The sequence below is a fragment of the Symbiopectobacterium sp. genome (genome assembly GCF_051710365.1).
Classification (GTDB): domain Bacteria; phylum Pseudomonadota; class Gammaproteobacteria; order Enterobacterales; family Enterobacteriaceae; genus Symbiopectobacterium.
In genome coordinates, this window is sequence record NZ_JBPETA010000011.1 from 1 (window position 1) to 19,450 (window position 19,450).

A 19,450-nucleotide genomic window follows, 5' to 3' on the forward strand; every position below is an offset into this window, starting at 1 on the left:
ACAGCTATTTAGCCATACGGTTAGAGAACCGCGCTGCTTGAGGGCCTTGTTATAGGAGGGCCAGTTAGTGATTTTAAAATTTTGTTTTGCCATGGAGACCTGATTTTGAAACAACTATGGTGATCTGATCCGATGATTACCCAAACTTTCTATTTATTCAACAAAGCCCGAATAATGATGCGGTTAATTTCATATTGACTCTCCTTGCAATAACACGGCTTCAGGGAACAACATGGATTTGCACTAAATTAATTCGCTTTCTTATTATTTCATTGAATGATTAAAATCATAAAAGACAGCCACTTAAACACCATAGCTCAGCGACTCTGATTTGTTAGTTGCAAAAGAAAAAAAGTTAACCGGCGTAAAGCAAACCTGACGGTGAGGTAGATTTATGGGCGGGAATCATGCTGTTTTCTATTAACGAGAGATGCCGACTCATTAATGAATGCGCCACGCGTTGATAAATGCAGCGGAATGAAACGGTGCATTGGTCCGTGGTCAAAACCCACTTTCGCGTATGCCCAGTGCGGCAACACGTCGCCATATTGCACCCAGCAACGATTCTTTCTCACCTTGCAAAATAACGCTGCCGCGTAAAGGTTGTTGTGGCAATGGGGTTTCCGACACCAGCGAGAAGCGCACGCTGTAGTGAGCCTGCACCGGTTGGGGATATTGCTGGCTATCACGGCGCACAGCAATGGGGCCATGGCGGTCAGAGGCCAGCATTTCCTGTTGCAGGTAAGCGCTGCCAGTAGGCGCAATCGTCTGTAGGCGGACGACCTGACGTGGAAAGGCCGGGTCTTCTGCAAGGAAGACGCCCTCCATCTCTGGCTGGGTGCGCGTCAGGCGATCTTCGGGAATATAACCCATCACTCGCCCTTGACGGGGGTCTATGATCCGCAATAATAGAGGGGTATCGGCAGTCACCCAGCGGTCAGGGGTGGTATCCCGGGCAATATCGCGCACTACCCCGGCTTGTGGTGCACGTAACACTAAGCGTTGCTGTTGTGCGGCCAATCCCCGGTAGCGAGCCAGTGATTCCGCCAACTGCTGGTCGAATACCTGCGTTTCGCTGGCCGTCTCCTGTCGAGCGGCTCCCCGCCGTAACTGTTGCTGCAACAGTGCAATACGCTGGCGCTCAATCTCAAGACGGTAATCGAGATCGCTTGATCCCAGCTCCAGTAAGATGTCTCCGGCATTGACTTGCTGACCATCGGTCACATAGAGGCGTTTTACCTGTGCGGGCAGCGGTGAGTAAAGGGTACTGACATTGGCGGCTTCCAGTACCGCCGGGATATGCACACTGCCGCGCCAGGGATAAAGCAGAATAAACAGCACAAACAGGAAAAACAGTATGGTGCGCAACAGGGATGCAGGCTGTATGGATGACCGCATAGACCACCAGATATAGGCTTCTTTTAAGATAGGCAACGCAATAAACCAGGCAATCTCAATCAGCATCAGGCCGATACCGATCACCTTGATGAAAAAATGATATACCACCAATGCGATGCCAAAAAACAGGAAGAAACGCCAGATCCACGAGGCGTATCCCCAGATAAGCAGTTTACGTTGCAGGTTCGGCGACCAGGTTTCCGGCGGTGGATGTCCGTAGCCAAACAGGCTTTCACGCAGTCGCCAACGGCACAGGGCGTAAGCACGCTCCTGTAAGTTTTCTACGCGCCATAGATCGCTCAATAAAAAGTAACCGTCAAAGCGCATCAGGGGATTCAGGTTTACCGCCAGTGTGGTGACCCAGGTTGCACTGGAGAGCATAAAGGCCGCTGTGCGCATTGGACCATCGGGCAGTAACGCCCAAACCAACAGCGCAATCCCGGCCAGCAGCATTTCGGCCAGAATGCCGCCAGCGCCAATCAAGAGGCGTGAGCGCCGATCCTTGAGTTTCCAGGCATCGCTGACGTCGGTGTAGAACAAGGGAAACAAGACAATAAACGCCACCCCCATGCTCTGCACCCGGCAGCCAGCGCGCTTCGCCATAAAAGCGTGGCCCAACTCGTGAATGAATTTGGCAAACACCAATGACAGACCGAATACCGCCATGCCGGGCAAGCTGAAGAGATGAGGAAATGCATGGGTGTAGCGCACCCAGTCACGGCTGACCAGAAACAGGCCTAATGCCACTAACAGCGGAAACACGCCAATAAGAAAAAGTGGGCCATAGCGCTGTAACCAAGGCCAGCTACGATTTAGCATAGGGTCTGGACGCCACAAAGGAATGCGGAAAAACAGATATTGATGCAGTATCTTTTTCCACAGGCTGGTATGCAGTGCGCGCGCTTTGCCCAGATAGCGTTGGCGCTGCTCGGCATCCCCGGCGCTGACCAAATCGTGCTGACGCAAAAACTGCAACAGTTGCTCCAGTTCCTTTACCCGCAACGGTAAACCCGGTTCCTGATTGGCAGCGGCCAGAATCTGCTGCAATTGAATAGCATCGCCGACATCCAACTCGATACGCAATGCGGCCAGCATCGGGTCCGCCAGTTCCATTAACCGTTCGCCTGTGCGCACGGGTTTTCCCGTCCAACGGTCCGCGTCGGCGAATACGGCGATACCCTCTCGATCGGCACGGATCTCCGCGCGGTTAAGCAGGGCAGTGGCATAATCACGCTCGGCGCGCTTTTGTGCTACCTGAGCAGACAGGAAATCCAGACGCGCTTTGGAATCCACATCCTGAAACGCACGCTGTGAGCTGGCGCGGTATTCCGCTTCGGCGACGTTAAGTGCTTGCTCAGCCACATCAGCTTGTGCTTTTAGGGTGGTGTCATCAAAACGTACCAGTACATCGCCCTGATGGACACGTTGGTTCGGTTGTACGACGAAAGATTGAATCACGCCATCCAGCGGAGCCGCCACGACGCGGCCCTGATGAGGGACAACTTCCGCAGGCGCGAGCACAGACTGACGTACCGGAATAAACAGGCAGGCGACGACCAGCAGCAGCGGCACAGCGATTTTCCAGCCAGCCCGGTGCTTGCGCCAGCGCGAGGTTTGTGGCGCAAGCGCCAACCAGGCATGACTAAAGGCGCCACCGAGCTGCTCTGCCAGTACCCGATCGGCGTTTTGCCACGGCTGCTCACGCGCATACCAGATGGCCCCAAAGGTGTTACCTTTACGATCGGTTAGCGGTGACCACAGCGCTTCGGGAGCGGATAACGTTTGCCAGTCACGACGGCTCTGTTCATCAAGCAGTGTGGCCTCGATCACCGAGCATTGCTGAAATCTGTCTTTATCTGCTGCTTGCAATTGGGTACAAGCGCGCTCAATAAACGCGACAAACGGGGCATGAGGCGCAGGCTGTGTTACACCGGTCACTGCGCGTACCCGACCATTAATGATCAAGGACGCGTGGCGAAAGCCAAAAAGAGGCTGGCTGTCGTTGACGATACAATACGCCAACTCGTCGCTGGTGGCCGCTGCGCGAGCCTGACGTTCTACATCAAGAAAACGGGCGAAGACTGCGGCACTGGCCGTGGTGGACGAGTCGGGACGGGTCACTTCGCCTCCGGGAACTGCGCAGTACCACTCATTCCAGCCATCAGGCTCTGATCAGGGTGTGTAAGGGAGCCGGTCAGACCGAGGGTCTAGCTGCTCTCATCAATACGCTCCCCCAGCCTTGCCACTGTGGCTTGCAGCGGCTTGCCCGTTTCGTCGGGTGTGAACGTGAAGGTTAAACCGGGCCTTAATACTGACAGCAGGCGTGACGACACCAGCAAATTAATTTCCAGATGGCGGTTATTCACGACATCCAGCAGCGGTGCTCCCTGCGCGACACTCTCATAGGTCTGGGCGCGGCGTTTAACGACTTGTCCGTCAAAGGGGGCGCTGATACGACAACGGTTGACTTAAATCTGGTACACCTGACTTTCCGCTTGTGCCTGAGCAAGATGGGCGGCCGACAATGCCACGGCGTGTTTACCGACGGATTTCAGTTGGGCCAGTTGCTGGTTTTGGTTCAATTCAGCCTCTGCCGCACGCGTTGCCGCTTGTGATGCGTTGAGTTGCGCTTGATAAATGGCACAATCAAAACGCACTACTACGTCGCCTTTTTTAAAGGCTTCCCCTTCCTTGAACGGCATCTCAACAATGCGTCCCGGCAGATCGCTGGAGAGGGTGGCTTGATCGACCGCGATCAAAATACCGCGTGCTTGAGTATCGGTGCGGTTAATCGGTGCATTGCCAGCGACAGTGGGGGCGAGCAACGGATCCGAGACATTCGCTCGCGCTGGCTGAAGCAGTGAACCAAGCAAAAGCAGACCTACCGTACAGTGGTAACCCAACATGTTAACTCTATTCACTCTCGCCTGCCTTTGCTGCGAAGGTCGTGTTTAACACCGGGAATACACGATGGAATTCGGTGTTACGTTTTGTTAATTGTTTGTATTTTAATGTTTCGCAGTATAGCAAATGGAGCCAAAGGCGGAAGAGGAAGCCAATCGGTTACGGGAAAAATCCTGGTGAGATAGCGACATTCGCACCTGTAATTTCACGCTTCAAGCCCGGCCTCATCGCTGAAGGGCGTTCCCTTAAAATTTCATTGCGCTGGTTATGAAATAATCATTTTCACACAGGTTGTCGCTATCTTGGCAACCTACATAGTCGTGAAATGATGAGTAATCAACGAAAGGTACAAGCGTAATGATGATAAAAAATGGCGGGATCACCCTATCACCGCAAGTGAATGGAACAAGGACCACCAGCATCGGGGACAGTGATATGAATACCCGTACTGAGCCAACAAAAGCGACACCGAAAGGCAAACTGCAACGGCTGTTATCGGGCATCAGCAACCGTTCTTGCTCCCTTTCTAATACTGTAAAAAATGTATTTGTCGGTATCGGTGAAGTTTTCAAGGCCATCACGGCGAAATGGAGAAGGGATGCGTCCACCCCGGCGCGTATGCCGATGCAAAAGGCTTCCGCTACTGATGCGATGGCTCAGTACAATAAGCTGCTGTTAGATTTGGTCTCTGGCGAGAGTGCGAACACGGTGACGCCAAAAAACATCTTGAGTCCGCTGCTTAACGATGGAAAGCCAGTTCCTAGTGATAGTAACAGTGACAGCGATAAAGATAAAAAAATGATTTTTGATTACCTCCTTAAAAATCCAACGAGCCATTTGTTTAGCAGCGACAATATCCGTTGTCAGGCGATTACATTTATTTCGACAAGCCTATTTCGCTGGTTCGACAGGGTGACGATCTCTTATTTATCACCAATCCTATGGAAGGACGGGCGATCTCCAGGGTGAAGATTGATACGCGTATTGGAACCAATGTGGAGTTCCGTGGTGAAACCGCCATGAAGGTTTTGCGAGACAAAACGCTAACATTCACGAGTCTGGCCGATCTATGCCAAAAAATGACCGTAAATCCGCAACGTAATATCAAGGCGATGCAAACAGGAAACGCACTCGCCAATGCGTTTAATGCGAATAAAAAAGAGGCCGCATTTTTACTGTATGGACAACACAGAGATCGTTTTAATGCATTCGTTACGGTGACGGGGGCAGGGGATTGTGTTTCTAAGTTCGACTATGCAGCGCTGGCGCATCCGACCCAATGGTACAGCGCTGAGGCGAGCAGAGAAAATGTGCATTCTAGAGCGAATGTTGTGCCAGACCATGTGTCATCCAGTGTGTCTGACAAGACTCTGTCGGCCATACGCCGCACTATCAGTCCTGGGCCGGGACATGTGTTGGCAATGGCTAAACGTTTTGATGTGCAACCGTCTATTACTGACAATGCTTCGGTTAAGCACGATGCACCAACCCGCAAGCAGAAGATATCTTCTAAGATTCAGGACCTGCAAAATACATTGACTGCGAATATTAACCAGAACAAACCGCTAGGTGGCGGTATTCGCCAACGCTAGCGGTGAGTCGTAAGAGAAAACGCCCTATCCCTTGGGGGATACGGGTTATTGCGTCGATCAAAAGAAGGTTAACACGCGCAGATTGACACGGTCGTCATCGGGTTCGCCGCTTTGTTTACCTCGTGCATATTCAACGGAGACCATGGCGCTGTTAGGACTGGCTATCTGGCTGTACTCAGACGTAAACCCATCCCGTAAGCGCTGCCGTGCACTTCTTTTTGTTCTAACGCTGTCGGTTTCTAGAGCCCAACGGCGCCCAGTGAGCCAAAGGCGTAAGGCATCAGTGCATTACCAAAGGTCGGTGCCCAGGAAAAGGCGCCTAATGGCTGTGGAAGGCCCACTTCTGCACGCCCTACCAACGCACTGTCGCCACTCATCGTGCCGGAGTCGAAAGCGGAGATCCAACTTGAATCGCCCATAGAAACCTGCTCGGAAGAGGGCAATACGTTATTGAATGCCGTTTGTGCCAATCCCGCCAGAGAGAGCTGCACCTTGCCGTCAGCCAACCCCTGGCTGTAGTTCATGGTCAATTCCAGTTTTTGAAAATCGGGTTTGGCACCGTCTTTGCTCATGGGGAGGTCAACGCTTCCATTTCTGGCTCCGAGCCCATCTATACCGAAAGAGGCGGTCAGGGAGGAAGAAAAACGGGAGGCGTAATCCGTCGTGACATCGAACGACTGCGTCAGACGCAAGATACGCAGCTTATCCTGTGTGAAAGGGATATCGAGGTTGTTGAGTTGCAGATTCTGCTGCTCATTCTGAATATCCAAAGCCATCAGCGTCGACGTATTGATGTCGCGGGCGCGCAGCCAATGGTATCCCACGCGGGTTGAAAAACGGTGATACCGATCGCGGGTGGTGACTGCCGTTTCCGATGTCGGTTTGGTGCGGCTATCAACCCCTTCAAGGTTTAGCCAGAAACCGTCGGTGCCCAAGGGGACGACAAGCCCAAGCGCGAACTGTCGGCTGCACGATTCGCTGTCCATGATGAGATCATCGCTGCGTGGATAACCGTTCAAACGCATATAGAGCTGATCGCCCAAACCGGTGATGTTGTTGAGCTCTCCGCCGACGCCGAGTGAATATTTGCCAAGCTCATCAGACTGCCCGTTATCGAGTGAGACACTCCCGGTGATAGGGCTATAACGCCCATCGACGATCAGCACGGTTGATCCCGGTTTGCTTCCCGGTTGCAGGGTGGATTTGAGCATTACACCCGGCGTATCGCCCGCTAGCAGTAAACGACGTTCGAGCATGCTACGCGTAAGGCGCTTTTCTCCTACCAGCGGAGCCAGCAAGCTTTTCATACGGCGGCGCGCCGTGATCGGAAAGGCGGAAGCATCGATTTTTTCAATAAAACCATCGGTGATAATTACCCTTAGCGGTGCGCCGTCATTAATTTGCTGAGGTGGCAAGGTGACACGCGTTAGCAGGTAGCCTGCCTTGGTATACGCTGCTTCCAACTCTCGTGCCGCAGCAAATAGCAGGACAGCCGAGACTCTCTTGCCTTTCAGCGTGGACTCAATGCGGGCCGTTTCTTGCGCCAGTTCAGGGTAGCCGCCTTTAACAATGAGACCTGATGGTACAAAGTACAACTGTTCTGAACCTTGTGGCGCATGCAGACCCGTGGTTGCTGGCAATGTGATCCTCCCGCTGTCCCGCTGTTGAACGGGGGCATAAGAGGGTTGCGCTAATTGGCACGCTGATGGCGCAGCCGATGCTGCGTTTGTGCTGAGGCCGATACCGATGCACAGGCTGAGCAGTGTCGGTGACAAAAATGCTGATGAAAATAAAGATGATACTCGCATCAAAAATCTCTTTTTATTATTTGCCTGAGCAAGAAAGTGCGTAGTCCGCGCCTAACATACATACTGCGCCTGCAAGGCGAGGTTCGACAGTGGCCATAACGTCATTATTGGCACTGCTGCCACCCGTTTGTCCCTGTGTCGTCGGGGCCGTAGTGGTATCGTGCGTGACAACCATGTTGGAGCCTGTCAGCTGTTGCGCCAGGTTTTGCGTAGCGAAATGGTTACCAATATTGGCCGCGAGCGGTAAATCAGTGGGGATTGGCAGATCGACGGTTAATGCCCCATTCACATAGGTAATGTTGTAGTTGGCAAGGCGATCGCCCACAGCATTTTCAGCCACTACAGCATATTGCCCCACCGCCGCTGAACGATCGGCACCTGAACTCGAGATGGTTACCGACTCGACGCTATCTCCGTTCAACAGGCCGTTAGCCTGATAGCTGAGCGTTGCCGTTTGACCATAAAGCTTGCTGGCGTTATCAGCGCTAATGGTGAGTGCCGCTGGGGTAACGGTCAGCGTGCCCTCTTTATAGCTGATGGTGTAGTTGCCCAGTTTGCTGCCGGTGGCATCGCTGGCGGTGATGCCGTAGCTGCCGACGTTGGCGGTGCTGGCGTTACCGGCGCTGGTCAGGGTTAACCCGTTAATCGTATCGCCGTTCACCAGTCCTTCAACGGTATAACCAAGATTTGTATTGCTACCGTAGATCTTGCTGGCGTTATCAGCGCGGATGGTGAGCGCCACCGGGGTAACGGTTAACGTGCCATTGTTGTAGCTGATGGTGTAGTTGCCCAGTTTGCTGCCGGTGGCATCGCTGGCGGTGATGCCGTAGCTGCCGACAATGGCGCTGGTGGCGTTGCCGGCGCTGGTCAGCGTCAGTTCGTCAATCGTATCACCGTTGACCAGCCCCTCAGCGCTATAGCTGAGGTTTGCGCTGTTGCCTTAGATCTTGCTGGTGCTATCGGCACTGATAGTGAGCGCCGCCGGGGTGACGGTCAGCGTGCCATCGTTATAGCTGATGGTGTAGTTACCCAGCTTGCTGCCGGTAGCGTCGCTGGCCGTGATGCCGTAGTTGCCGACGTTGGCGCTGGTGGCATTACCGGCGCTGGTCAGCGTCAGTCCGTCAATCGTATCACCGTTCACCAAACCTACAGCGGTATAACCGAGGTTTGCACTGTTGCCGTAGATTTTGCTGGCGTTGTCAGCGCTGATGGAGAGCGTCGCAGGTGTGACGTTCAGAACGCCACTGTTATAACGGATCGTGTAGTTGGACAACCCGACACCGCCGGCGCTACTCACCGCGAGACTGTAGCTGCCTACGTCGGCAGTGGGGGAGAAACCTGAGCTTGTATAGGTCATCGAGGTAATATAATCCCCGTTGACTAACCCGGAAGCGGTATAGGAAGCGAGGGGGAATAAGCTGTCATAGACCTTGTTAATGTTATTCGCGGTGATGGTCAGCAGTGCGGGCGTGACAGTGCCGCCAAGGCTGATGATGTTTGCCGCTTGTCCGCTCGCGTTAATGGCGGTCAGCCCTGCGGTGCTCAATGTGTGAACGCCAACGCTGTCTGTAAGCTGAAGCCCATCGGTTAAACGGCCGCTTATCACGTTCCAGAAACCGGCACCATAATAGGTTGTCGTTGGTGTTGTGCCGTAAACGGCATTCTGTGCCACGCCGACGATGCCCGAGAAACCGAACAAATTAGGTGCTGCGGTGCCCGTTGCTGGTGCCCATACGGTGCTGTCCAATGCGCTAAAGTTACTGGCGTCTTTCATTTGCGCCGTGGTGAGCCCATATAATGTGCCGGTATTATTGCCAGTAGAGCCCACAGCCAATGAGGAGCTGGTTTGCGTATTCCAGTAAAGGTTACGCAACGTCCCAAAGTTATTGTACCCTACCAGTCCGCCATTGAAGGTCGGAGCGGTGCTGTAGGTTAGGGTCGTTGCTGCATAGCTATTGGATACCGTGCCATTGGAGTTCATACCCACCAAGCCGCCGACCCAGGAGTTAATACCGGTGTGCATACTGCTGGTGGTGTAGACATTGTTCAATGTGCCCTAGTTTGTCCCCACCAATCCGCCGATAAAAGATGCTGTGCCGCCCATCCCAGATGCAGTAATGCTACCTGATGCGTAACTCTGGTTAAGATTGGCCCCAAAGGCGTTATTCCCTACCAGGCCACCGACATTCTGTGAGCCGTTGCCTGCCGTACCAGAAAGATTGATGGAGCCATCGGCATAGCTTTGCGAAATATTTTTATTATTCTGGCCGACAAGCCCGCCCCAATAGGAACCATTTGCGCTGTTGGTCGCCGTAATGTTGGCACCGGAATAGCTGTATTTGACGGTGCCTGCATTGAGCCCAACCAGCCCACCCATATAGGTGGTGGCTGTGGAGGTGTGCGTCAAGGTACCGGCCGCAGAGGCATAGGCAATCGTGCCGGTGTTATAGGCAGCTAACAAACCGGCATAGAAGGTGGCGGTGGATGAGCCGGTTAATTGCGCCGCGGTCAGCGCGATATTTCTGATGGTGCCAGTATTGTAGCCAAACAGACCTACATACGTATCTGCACTGGTGATTTTCAGATTAGAGATGGTGTTGCCAAGACCGGTGAAGGTGCCGCTAAATGCCGTGCCTTGTGATGTTCCGACAAGGGCATTGCTGTAGGTGGTGCCGTTGGCATTCACATTTTGCGCCAGCGCATAACGACCCGATAATCCGGTGGTGTCGATGGCATCCAACTGCGCCATCGAGCGTATCAGCGTGTAATTCTCGCCGCCGATAGAGAGTGACGAATTGGCGCCAGACAGGGTGACGGATTTGCCCGATAGCAGCGTATAGTCTTTTCCACTGCCATAATTAAGTGCCAGAACCGCCTTGGTGCCGGTGGCAGCGATATTGCCATTAAGGGCAATGTTGCCCGCAGCTTCCAGCGTTAACGTAGTATTGGCAGACCAGCCAATATTGCTGGCGACGGTAATATCACCGCTCTGTGTACCGCTTGAGCCTGTCGAGACGGTCACATTCGCCAATGCAAGCGCCCCTTGCAGGGTACCCGTATTAATCACGCTATCATCGGCGCTGGCGCTGAACCCTGATCCTGTATCGGCGGCCGATGAGATAATCACATTGTGTGGATCGAGCAGCAAGTTACCGTATTTACCACTGTCTGCAGACAGATCGGTTTTGCCCGTGTAAGCCAGAGTCGCTTTGCCGGAGACTTCCGTTTCGCCACCGCTGCCAGCACCGGCGCCGCGCGCTGATGTTGCCCGCAAAGTGGGTATGCTTATCTGACCACACGACAACATTACCGCCGTTGCCATCGGTGGTTGCATCCGCTTTTACCACGGTGGTCGCATCGAGCGTAGTGGTCGTGGCGCGCTGTGTGCTGCCTTTGCCTTGACGTTCATCGCCAATGTTGACTGTGCCACCGCACGTTTTACCGGAGGCATCCACCGTGGCACCCGCCAAGACAATCGAATCGCCGGTAATGTTCACCTTATCGCCATTGCCCTGCGCTGCGGTAACGGTGCCCGATACGGCAACGTTGCCACCCTCGCCGCCGCCAATGGTGATCGCCCCGTTTTGGCCACCCACGCTGTTGGCTTCGACCACGCCAGAGAGATTGATGGCGTTGCGTACCGCATTACGCGCGGTTGCGGCCGTCATGATAACGGCTCCGCCGTTAGCCGATACGGTTCCGTTATTCTGAATTAATGCCTCTTTCACACCGGAAGTGCTTGGTACGGCAACTTGGAGGAAACCATCGCCAGAGAGATCGAGCGTCGCTTTCTCGGCAGCCCCCAAACCCACTTTTCCTACCGGTACATTGATAAGCCCGTCATTTTTTACGCTCCCCCCCAGCAAGGCCGCATATCCGCCGCGTCCTACGCTGATGACCCAGGCATTACTCACCTCTGCCGAGTTTCCATTTCCGGTAAACTGACGTTTCCATTTAAGGAAATCTTCATCTTTAATGTCCAGCGTGGAGGCGACAAACCCGCCGCCTACCTTGACGGAACCAGAGGAGGTGATCGCAATGCTGTTCGGGTTAATCAGATAAACCTGTCCGTTCCCGGTGACTGCTCCGGCGATCGAAGAGCGAGTGGAGCCGGTTACTCGATTGAGGATGGCAGAGGAACTGCTCGGCTGGATAAAATTAATGGATTGACCCTGACCGACAGAGAAACTGTTCCAGTTAACAATGGCAGTATTGGATTGTTGAGTTACCGTCATCGCATTGCCGTTTCCGCCAATCGATACGTTACCCGCTGCGACCGTGGCACCGCCAGGCAACTCTCCGCCCAGTGTGGGTGCGGTGATAGCGGTGCTTACCAAGAGTGCGATGATACGTTTGTTGAACCTGGTGTTAATTTTGCTGTGCTGCGCATAACAAGATGTTACTAAAAAAGGTGATGTCATTAGCATCATTCCTAAAAATGGTGATAGTTGTAAATTTCGTTTCCTTATTATCACACTCTAATTTTACGGTAAATTTACATTTATAGTCATTTGGTTACAAAATTAGCAAGTGATCGATGTGTAAGGATTAAATGCTGATTCGGTGTGCTATTTGTTGTGTTAAATGGCGCGCGTCACTGCGATATGGAGCGTTTTTTGCCAATTGAGTTTCTTAAAAAATGCATACGACTTTAATGCTGTTTTTTTCAGCGTTCTTGCGGCTGAATGAGCCGTTTTTCTCTGTTTTTTGTGGGCGCGCGGCGGGCTGTTTTTCAAGGGTTGACAACTGTCTTTTCTTTTCAATAAAATAGAGAAATATTTCAGATCTTATCCTCGCATCATCTCTGATTGATAGCTTGCTTTTTCACGGTTGGCGGCGTACTATTTGCCACGTTTTCGGACGCGGGGTGGAGCAGCCTGGTAGCTCGTCGGGCTCATAACCCGGAGGTCGTCGGTTCAAATCCGGCCCCCGCAACCAAATCACTTCTTTCGCTTAAGTTTTTTTTCAAATGAACTGTGAGTGGCGGCTATGACACCCACAGCGGTTTTTTGAAAAAATCCTTGCGAGAAGTAATGCCGCAGCCTGTTGCGGTATATAGGGTCCAGTTGCATAAAGCCCCGATATTTCGGGGTTTTTTGTTATTTGGCAACAACATGACTGGGCTTTTAGCCCTTTTTTTATGTCTTGGGGGTGGGCTTGTCCACATTAGAACAGAAATTGACAGCGATGATCTCGGCACCCGTTGAAGCATTAGGCTACGAATTGGTGGGCGTTGAGTTTGTCCGTGGTCGCCAATCGACGCTGCGTATCTATATTGATAGTGAAGACGGCATCACAGTTGATGATTGTGCTGATGTCAGCCACCAGGTGAGTGCGGTGCTGGATGTTGAAGATCCCATTACGGTTGCCTATAACCTGGAAGTGTCATCACCTGGCCTGGATCGTCCTTTATTCATCGCAGAACATTACGTGCGTTTCCTCGGCGAAGAAGTGACCCTGGTGCTGCGCATGGCGGTACAAAACCGTCGTAAATGGGCGGGAATTATCAAATCCGTTGAAGGTGAGATGATTACCGTAACAGTGGAAGGCAAAGATGAAGTGTTCGCACTGAGCAACATCCAGAAGGCGAACCTGGTACCCCACTTTTAAAGTTTGGATGAGGCAACTAGGATGAACAAAGAGATTCTGGCTGTTGTTGAAGCAGTTTCCAACGAAAAAGCCGTTCCGCGCGAAAAAATTTTTGAAGCACTGGAAACTGCGCTAGCGACAGCGACAAAGAAAAAATACGAACAGGAAATTGACGTTCGGGTTTGCATCGATCGCAAAACCGGCGATTTCGATACGTTTCGCCGTTGGGTTGCTGTTAACGAAGTGACGCAACCGACGCGTGAAATCACGTTGGAAGCAGCCCAATTTGAAGATCCGAGCATCGAGCTCGGCGGTTACATAGAAGACCAGATCGAATCGGTCACGTTTGACCGTATCACCACGCAAACGGCTAAACAGGTTATCGTGCAGAAAGTACGTGAAGCTGAACGTGCCATGGTGGTCGATCAGTTCCGTGAGCAAGAAGGCGATATTGTCACTGGCGTGGTTAAAAAAGTGAACCGCGACAACATTTCGTTGGATCTGGGCAACAACGCAGAAGCGGTGATTGGCCGTGAAGATATGCTGCCGCGTGAAAACTTCCGTCCGGGCGACCGTATTCGCGGCGTGCTGTACTCAGTAAGACCAGAAGCGCGTGGCGCACAGCTGTTTGTCAGCCGTTCTCGCCCTGAAATGCTGGTGGAACTGTTCCGCATCGAAGTGCCGGAAATTGGCGAAGAAGTTATCGAGATCAAAGCGGCTGCTCGCGATCCGGGTTCTCGCGCTAAAATCGCAGTGAAAACCAACGACAAGCGTATCGACCCAGTGGGGGCGTGCGTGGGCATGCGCGGTGCGCGTGTACAGGCCGTATCCAGCGAACTGGGCGGCGAACGCATTGATATCATTCTGTGGGACGATCATCCGGCACAGTTCGTCATCAACGCCATGGCACCGGCAGACGTCGTTTCCATCGTGGTTGACGAAGATACCTGCACCATGGATATCGCCGTAGAGTCCAGCAACCTGGCACAGGCGATCGGTCGCAACGGGCAGAACGTGCGTCTGGCTTCCCAACTGCTGAAACAGCATCGTTCAGATGACCGCTGGGAACTGAACGTGATGACCGTGGAAGACCTGCAAGCCAAGCATCAGGCTGAAGCACACGCGGCAATTGACGTATTTACCAAGCACCTAGATATCGACGAAGAGTTTGCCACCGTGCTGGTTGAAGAAGGTTTCTCCTCACTTGAAGAACTGGCCTATGTGCCTATCAAGGAACTCCAGGAGATCGATGGTCTGGATGAGGAAACCATCGAAGCACTGCGTGAACGTGCCAAAGCGGCATTGACCACGTTGGCGTTGGCGCAGGAAGAGAGCCGTGGGAGTGGCCAACCGGCGGAAGATTTGCTCAGTTTACCGGGTTTACCGCGCGAGTTGGCGTTCACTCTCGCAGCGCGTGGAGTATGTACGCTGGAAGATCTTGCTGAGCAGGGCGTTGACGACCTGACAGATATTGAAGGGCTGAACGATGAGAAGGCCGGTGAGTTGATCATGGCCGCCCGTAATATCTGCTGGTTCGGCGACGAAAACGAATAACGACACTGTAGCAGGAAAGGAACAGCATGACAGAAGTGACCATACAATCGCTGGCCGTAGAGATTCAGACTCCGGTAGACCGCCTGATACAGCAATTTGCTGATGCGGGAATTACCAAGTCTGCATCGGATAACGTGTCCCAGCAGGAAAAAGAGACGCTGCTGGCGCATTTGAACCGCGAACGCGGTTCTGCGGCCGGTAAGTTGACTCTGCAACGTAAAACGCGTAGCACCTTGAATATTCCGAGCACTGGCGGAAAAAGTAAATCAGTGCAGATTGAAGTCCGCAAAAAACGCACGTATGTTCAGCGCGATCCGCTGAACAGTCAGCAGGCTGAAGAAGAAGAGCGTGCACGGCAGGAAGCGGAAGAACTGGCTCAACGTGAAGCTGAAGAGCAGGCCCAACGCGAAGCTGAAGCAAAAGCTCAGCGTGAGGCGGCTGAAAAAGCGAAGCGTGAAGCTGAAGAGCAAGCCAAGCGAGAGGCCGCTGAAAAAGCCAAGCGTGATGCAGCGGAAAAAGAAAAAGTGAGCAACCAACAAAATACCAGTATGACGAAATCTGTTCCGGCGACAGAGAAGGTCCGCCGCGAGGCAGAGGCTGCTGAACTGAAGCGTAAAGCTGAAGATGCCGCTCGCCGCAAGGTCGAAGAAGATGCCCGCCGCGTTGCTGAAGAAGCACGTCGCATGGCGGAAGAAAATGCTGCCAAATGGGCCAGCGAGACGCCGAGCAGTGAAGAAGAGGATAGCACTGACTATCATGTAACCACTTCCCACCATGCCCGCGTTGCAGAAGATGAAAACGATCGCGAAGTCGAGAGTAATCCTCGTGGCCGCACCCGCAGCGCCAAAGTCACCAAGCAGAAGAAAGGCAACCGCCTGTCTGAAAGCAAGGCTGATCGTGAAGAAGCGCGTGCCGCAACTCGCGGTGGCAAAGGTAAACGTAAACCTAGCTCGTTGCAGCAGGGCTTTAACAAGCCGGTTCAAGCGGTTAACCGTGACGTGATGATCGGTGAAACCATTACCGTTGCCGAGCTGGCGAACAAGATGGCGGTGAAAGGCTCTCAAGTCATCAAGGCGATGATGAAGCTGGGTGCCATGGCAACCATCAACCAGGTTATCGATCAGGAAACGGCACAATTAGTGGCAGAAGAGATGGGCCACAAGGTCATCCTGCGTCGCGAAAATGAGCTGGAAGAAGAGGTAATGAGTGACCGTGATACGGGTGTCGCTGCGGAAGCGCGCGCACCGGTCGTGACCATTATGGGGCACGTTGACCACGGTAAAACCTCTCTGCTGGACTACATCCGCTCCACCAAAGTGGCGGCGGGCGAAGCGGGCGGGATCACCCAGCACATCGGTGCCTACCACGTTGAAACTGAAAATGGCATGATCACCTTCCTGGATACCCCGGGCCACGCCGCGTTTACCGCGATGCGTGCACGTGGTGCGCAGGCAACGGATATCGTGGTGTTGGTGGTTGCAGCCGATGACGGTGTGATGCCGCAGACCATCGAAGCCGTTCAACACGCCAAAGCGGCCAAGGTGCCGGTGGTGGTTGCGGTCAACAAGATTGACAAGCCAGAAGCCGATCCGGATCGCGTCAAAAATGAACTGACGCAATACGGCATCATCCCTGAAGAGTGGGGTGGCGATTGCCAGTTTGTTCCTGTGTCAGCCAAAGCCGGTACGGGCATTGACGATCTGCTTAACGCGATTCTGCTGCAAGCAGAAGTGTTGGAACTGACGGCTATCCGTAAAGGTATGGCAAGCGGTGTGGTCATTGAATCCTTCCTGGACAAAGGCCGTGGCCCGGTAGCAACGGTACTGGTACGCGAAGGTACGCTCAACAAGGGCGATATCGTGCTGTGCGGTTTTGAGTATGGCCGCGTGCGCGCCATGCGTGATGAGCTGGGCCGTGAAATTACCGAAGCGGGTCCGTCCATTCCGGTAGAAATCCTCGGCATGTCCGGTGTTCCGGCTGCGGGTGATGAAGCCACCGTGGTGCGTGACGAGAAGAAAGCCCGTGAAGTGGCGCTCTATCGTCAAGGTAAATTCCGCGAAGTGAAACTGGCGCGTCAGCAGAAATCCAAGCTGGAAAACATGTTCGCCAACATGACTGAAGGCGAAGTGTCCGAACTGAACATCGTGATGAAAGCCGACGTTCAGGGCTCCGTGGAAGCGATTGCCGATTCGTTGCAGAAACTCTCCACCGACGAAGTGAAAGTGAAGATTGTGGGCTCCGGCGTTGGTGGGATCACCGAAACTGACGCGACGCTGGCTGCGGCATCCAACGCTATCATTCTGGGCTTCAACGTCCGTGCCGATGCTTCTGCTCGCCACATTGTCGAAGCGGAAAGTCTGGATCTGCGTTACTACTCCGTCATCTATGATCTGATCGACGAAGTGAAGCAGGCGATGAGCGGTATGCTGGCACCGGAATACAAGCAAGAGATCATCGGTCTGGCCGAAGTTCGCGATGTGTTCAAATCACCGAAGTTTGGCGCAATCGCTGGCTGTATGGTGACGGAAGGTATCGTGAAACGTCACAACCCGATTCGTGTGCTGCGTGACAACGTGGTTATCTATGAAGGCGAACTGGAATCTCTGCGCCGCTTCAAAGATGACGTTAACGAAGTGCGTAACGGCATGGAATGTGGTATCGGCGTTAAGAACTACAACGACGTGCGTGTTGGCGATAACATCGAAGTGTTCGAAGTTATCGAGATTAAACGTACTATCGCCTAACCTGTCAGGGTAGGGCGAGACGCGCAACGTTTGCACGTCGTATTGACTTATAGGGGGCCTAGTGCCCCCTGATTTTTCCTTGAGGACTCGATTATGGCTAGAGAATTCAGTCGCACTCAGCGCGTGTCGCAAGAGATGCAGAAAGAAATCGCCATTATTCTTCAGCGTGAAGTGAAGGATCCGCGCATTGGCATGGCGACGGTTTCTGGTGTCGATCTGTCACGCGATTTGGCGTATGCCAAGGTATTTGTGACGTTTTTGAACGATAACGAACCTGAGCAAGTAAAAGCGGGCATCAAGGCATTGCAAGATGCCTCCGGTTTTATTCGTGTACTGCTCGGTAAGGCAATGCGTTTGCGCGTGGTGCCGGAATTGACTTTTGCCTACGACAACTCGTTGGTGGAAGGGATGCGGATATCCAACCTGGTGACCAACGTCTTGCGCAATGATGCCGAGAAGCGTTCTGCCAACGGTGACGACGATCGGGAGGATTGATGAGTCGTCCTCGTCGTCGCGGCCGTGATATCCACGGCGTATTATTGCTGGATAAACCGCAAGGCGCGTCATCCAATGACGTGCTGCAAAAGGTAAAACGCATTTTTAATGCCAACCGTGCCGGACACACCGGTGCGCTGGATCCGCTGGCTACCGGAATGCTGCCGATCTGCCTGGGGGAAGCCACCAAGTTCTCTCAGTATTTGCTGGATTCGGATAAGCGTTACCGGGTAATTGCTCGTCTGGGGCAGCGTACCGACACCTCCGATGCCGATGGAAATGTGGTGGAAACGCGCGCGGTGACGTTTACCGCGCAGGCGTTGGCGGAGGCACTGGAACGTTTTCGTGGCACCACGCAGCAGGTGCCATCGATGTATTCCGCGTTGAAGAATCAGGGCCGCCCGCTGTATGAGTATGTGCGTCAGGGGATCACTGTCCCGCGTGAAGCGCGCGATATCACCGTGTATGAACTGCTGTTTATTCGTCACGATGGGGATGAGCTGGAGCTGGAAATTCACTGTTCCAAAGGCACCTACATTCGTACCATCATTGACGATCTCGGTGAAATGCTCGGCTGTGGTGCCCATGTGACTTATCTGCGTCGCGTGCAGGTTGCCACTTATCCGGCAGAGCGCATGGTCACATTGGATCAACTGCAAGCCCTGTTGGCGCAAGCGGAAGGGAAATCCCTTGAAGCGGTGCTGGATCCTCTACTGATGCCGATGGACAGCCCGGTCAGCAATTATCCTGAGGTGAATCTGCCGCCAGCCGTGGCGGGTTATCTCAAACTCGGGCAGGCTGTTGCGGCGGCTAACGCCCCCGCTGAAGGGATGGTGCGCATCACTGAAGGTGACGCCCATGTGTTCATTGGTATGGGGATTATCGATGATGCCGGACGCGTGGCACCCAAGCGTCTGGTGGTCGAATTCTCGGAATAAGGCTTACCGTGTCTGCCTTGCGATCGGCCATGGCTGAGAGTAGAATGGCGCGGCCTATTTTTAATAGGTTACATAGGTCGCTGAATTAGAGATCGGCACCTGTTTTTTTATCTATACTGTTTTGGAGTATTACAATGTCTCTAAGCGTTGAAGCTAAAGCAAAAATCGTCGCAGAATTCGGTCGTGGCACTAACGACAGTGGTTCTACCGAAGTGCAGGTTGCTCTGTTGACCGCGCAGATTAACCATCTGCAAGGCCACTTTTCCGAGCACAAAAAGGATCACCACAGCCGTCGTGGTCTGCTGCGTATGGTTTCTCAGCGCCGTAAGCTGCTGGACTACCTGAAGCGTAAAGATGTAGCGCGTTATGCTACCCTGATCGAGCGTCTGGGTCTGCGTCGCTAATCTGGCGAGTTTCAGTGGAAAGGG

The 19,450-nt window shown here is 53.3% G+C and carries 14 protein-coding genes, 1 tRNA gene and 4 pseudogenes; 9 read left to right on the forward strand and 10 right to left on the reverse strand.

The window, feature by feature from the left end:
- The 4 genes and pseudogenes from ACTBDZ_RS01960 to ACTBDZ_RS01975 all read right to left on the reverse strand — a co-directional run.
- Positions 1-93 (reverse strand): hypothetical protein (locus ACTBDZ_RS01960; protein WP_438814049.1); only part of this gene is annotated, 93 nt, incomplete at its 3' end.
- Between the two features lie 408 nt (positions 94-501).
- Positions 502-2,442: pseudogene (locus tag ACTBDZ_RS01965) on the reverse strand (HlyD family efflux transporter periplasmic adaptor subunit); the annotation flags it as partial.
- Positions 2,437-3,519 (reverse strand): annotated as a pseudogene (locus ACTBDZ_RS01970) (HlyD family secretion protein); the annotation flags it as partial. The pseudogenes ACTBDZ_RS01970 and ACTBDZ_RS01965, both read right to left, overlap by 6 nt.
- Positions 3,516-4,304 (reverse strand): annotated as a pseudogene (locus tag ACTBDZ_RS01975) (efflux RND transporter periplasmic adaptor subunit). The pseudogenes ACTBDZ_RS01975 and ACTBDZ_RS01970, both read right to left, overlap by 4 nt.
- Positions 4,305-4,659: 355 nt before the next feature.
- Between ACTBDZ_RS01975 and ACTBDZ_RS01980 the strand changes: the two are divergent.
- Both ACTBDZ_RS01980 and ACTBDZ_RS01985 read left to right on the forward strand, forming a co-directional pair.
- The gene (locus ACTBDZ_RS01980) at positions 4,660-5,271 is read left to right on the forward strand and encodes a hypothetical protein (RefSeq protein ID WP_438814030.1); all 612 of its coding nucleotides are present in this window, start codon (positions 4,660-4,662) and stop codon (positions 5,269-5,271) included.
- Positions 5,268-5,894: a hypothetical protein gene (locus tag ACTBDZ_RS01985; protein WP_438814031.1), complete on the forward strand. Its 627-nt coding sequence runs from the start codon at positions 5,268-5,270 to the stop codon at positions 5,892-5,894. The genes ACTBDZ_RS01980 and ACTBDZ_RS01985 overlap by 4 nt, the downstream gene beginning before the upstream one ends.
- 239 nt (positions 5,895-6,133) lie before the next feature.
- Here ACTBDZ_RS01985 and ACTBDZ_RS01990 read toward each other — a convergent pair whose 3' ends face one another.
- The 6 genes and pseudogenes from ACTBDZ_RS01990 to ACTBDZ_RS02015 all read right to left on the reverse strand — a co-directional run bounded on the left by ACTBDZ_RS01990 (position 6,134) and on the right by ACTBDZ_RS02015 (position 12,039).
- Positions 6,134-7,534: a ShlB/FhaC/HecB family hemolysin secretion/activation protein gene (locus ACTBDZ_RS01990; protein WP_438814032.1), complete on the reverse strand. Its 1,401-nt coding sequence runs from the start codon at positions 7,532-7,534 to the stop codon at positions 6,134-6,136.
- Positions 7,535-7,718: 184 nt separating this feature from the next.
- Complete coding sequence (locus tag ACTBDZ_RS01995) at positions 7,719-8,444, reverse strand: MBG domain-containing protein (RefSeq protein ID WP_438814033.1); 726 nt, start codon at positions 8,442-8,444, stop codon at positions 7,719-7,721.
- Between the two features lie 69 nt (positions 8,445-8,513).
- Positions 8,514-8,606 (reverse strand): annotated as a pseudogene (locus ACTBDZ_RS02000) (hypothetical protein); the annotation flags it as partial.
- A 36-nt stretch (positions 8,607-8,642) separates the two neighbouring features.
- The gene (locus ACTBDZ_RS02005; protein WP_438814034.1) at positions 8,643-9,752 is read right to left on the reverse strand and encodes an MBG domain-containing protein; all 1,110 of its coding nucleotides are present in this window, start codon (positions 9,750-9,752) and stop codon (positions 8,643-8,645) included.
- A 6-nt stretch (positions 9,753-9,758) separates the two neighbouring features.
- Positions 9,759-10,976, reverse strand: a complete 1,218-nt coding sequence (locus tag ACTBDZ_RS02010; protein WP_438814035.1) for a hypothetical protein — start codon at positions 10,974-10,976, stop codon at positions 9,759-9,761.
- Positions 10,861-12,039 carry a two-partner secretion domain-containing protein gene (locus ACTBDZ_RS02015; protein WP_438814036.1) on the reverse strand — a complete coding sequence of 393 codons (1,179 nt, stop codon included), beginning with the start codon at positions 12,037-12,039 and terminating at the stop codon, positions 10,861-10,863. Before ACTBDZ_RS02015 ends, ACTBDZ_RS02010 begins: the two co-directional genes overlap by 116 nt.
- A 524-nt stretch (positions 12,040-12,563) precedes the next feature.
- Between ACTBDZ_RS02015 and ACTBDZ_RS02020 the strand changes: the two genes are divergently transcribed.
- From ACTBDZ_RS02020 to rpsO, 7 genes are all read left to right on the forward strand, one after another.
- A tRNA-Met gene (locus ACTBDZ_RS02020) sits at positions 12,564-12,640 on the forward strand.
- A gap of 219 nt (positions 12,641-12,859) precedes the next feature.
- Positions 12,860-13,312: a ribosome maturation factor RimP gene (gene rimP / locus ACTBDZ_RS02025; RefSeq protein WP_438814037.1), complete on the forward strand. Its 453-nt coding sequence runs from the start codon at positions 12,860-12,862 to the stop codon at positions 13,310-13,312.
- Positions 13,313-13,333: 21 nt separating this feature from the next.
- Positions 13,334-14,845 (forward strand): transcription termination factor NusA, encoded by a 1,512-nt coding sequence (gene nusA / locus ACTBDZ_RS02030; RefSeq protein WP_438814038.1) that lies wholly within the window; start codon positions 13,334-13,336, stop codon positions 14,843-14,845.
- A gap of 26 nt (positions 14,846-14,871) precedes the next feature.
- On the forward strand, positions 14,872-17,589 hold the full coding sequence (gene infB / locus ACTBDZ_RS02035) for a translation initiation factor IF-2 (RefSeq protein WP_438814039.1): 2,718 nt from the start codon (positions 14,872-14,874) through the stop codon (positions 17,587-17,589).
- A gap of 93 nt (positions 17,590-17,682) precedes the next feature.
- Positions 17,683-18,084 carry a 30S ribosome-binding factor RbfA gene (gene rbfA / locus ACTBDZ_RS02040; protein WP_438814040.1) on the forward strand — a complete coding sequence of 134 codons (402 nt, stop codon included), beginning with the start codon at positions 17,683-17,685 and terminating at the stop codon, positions 18,082-18,084.
- The gene (gene truB / locus ACTBDZ_RS02045) at positions 18,084-19,022 is read left to right on the forward strand and encodes a tRNA pseudouridine(55) synthase TruB (protein ID WP_438814041.1); all 939 of its coding nucleotides are present in this window, start codon (positions 18,084-18,086) and stop codon (positions 19,020-19,022) included. Before rbfA ends, truB begins: the two co-directional genes overlap by 1 nt.
- Positions 19,023-19,156: 134 nt before the next feature.
- A complete protein-coding gene (gene rpsO / locus ACTBDZ_RS02050; RefSeq protein ID WP_195312637.1) occupies positions 19,157-19,426 on the forward strand; it encodes a 30S ribosomal protein S15 in 270 nt (89 codons plus the stop codon).
- Positions 19,427-19,450 lie beyond the last annotated feature (24 nt).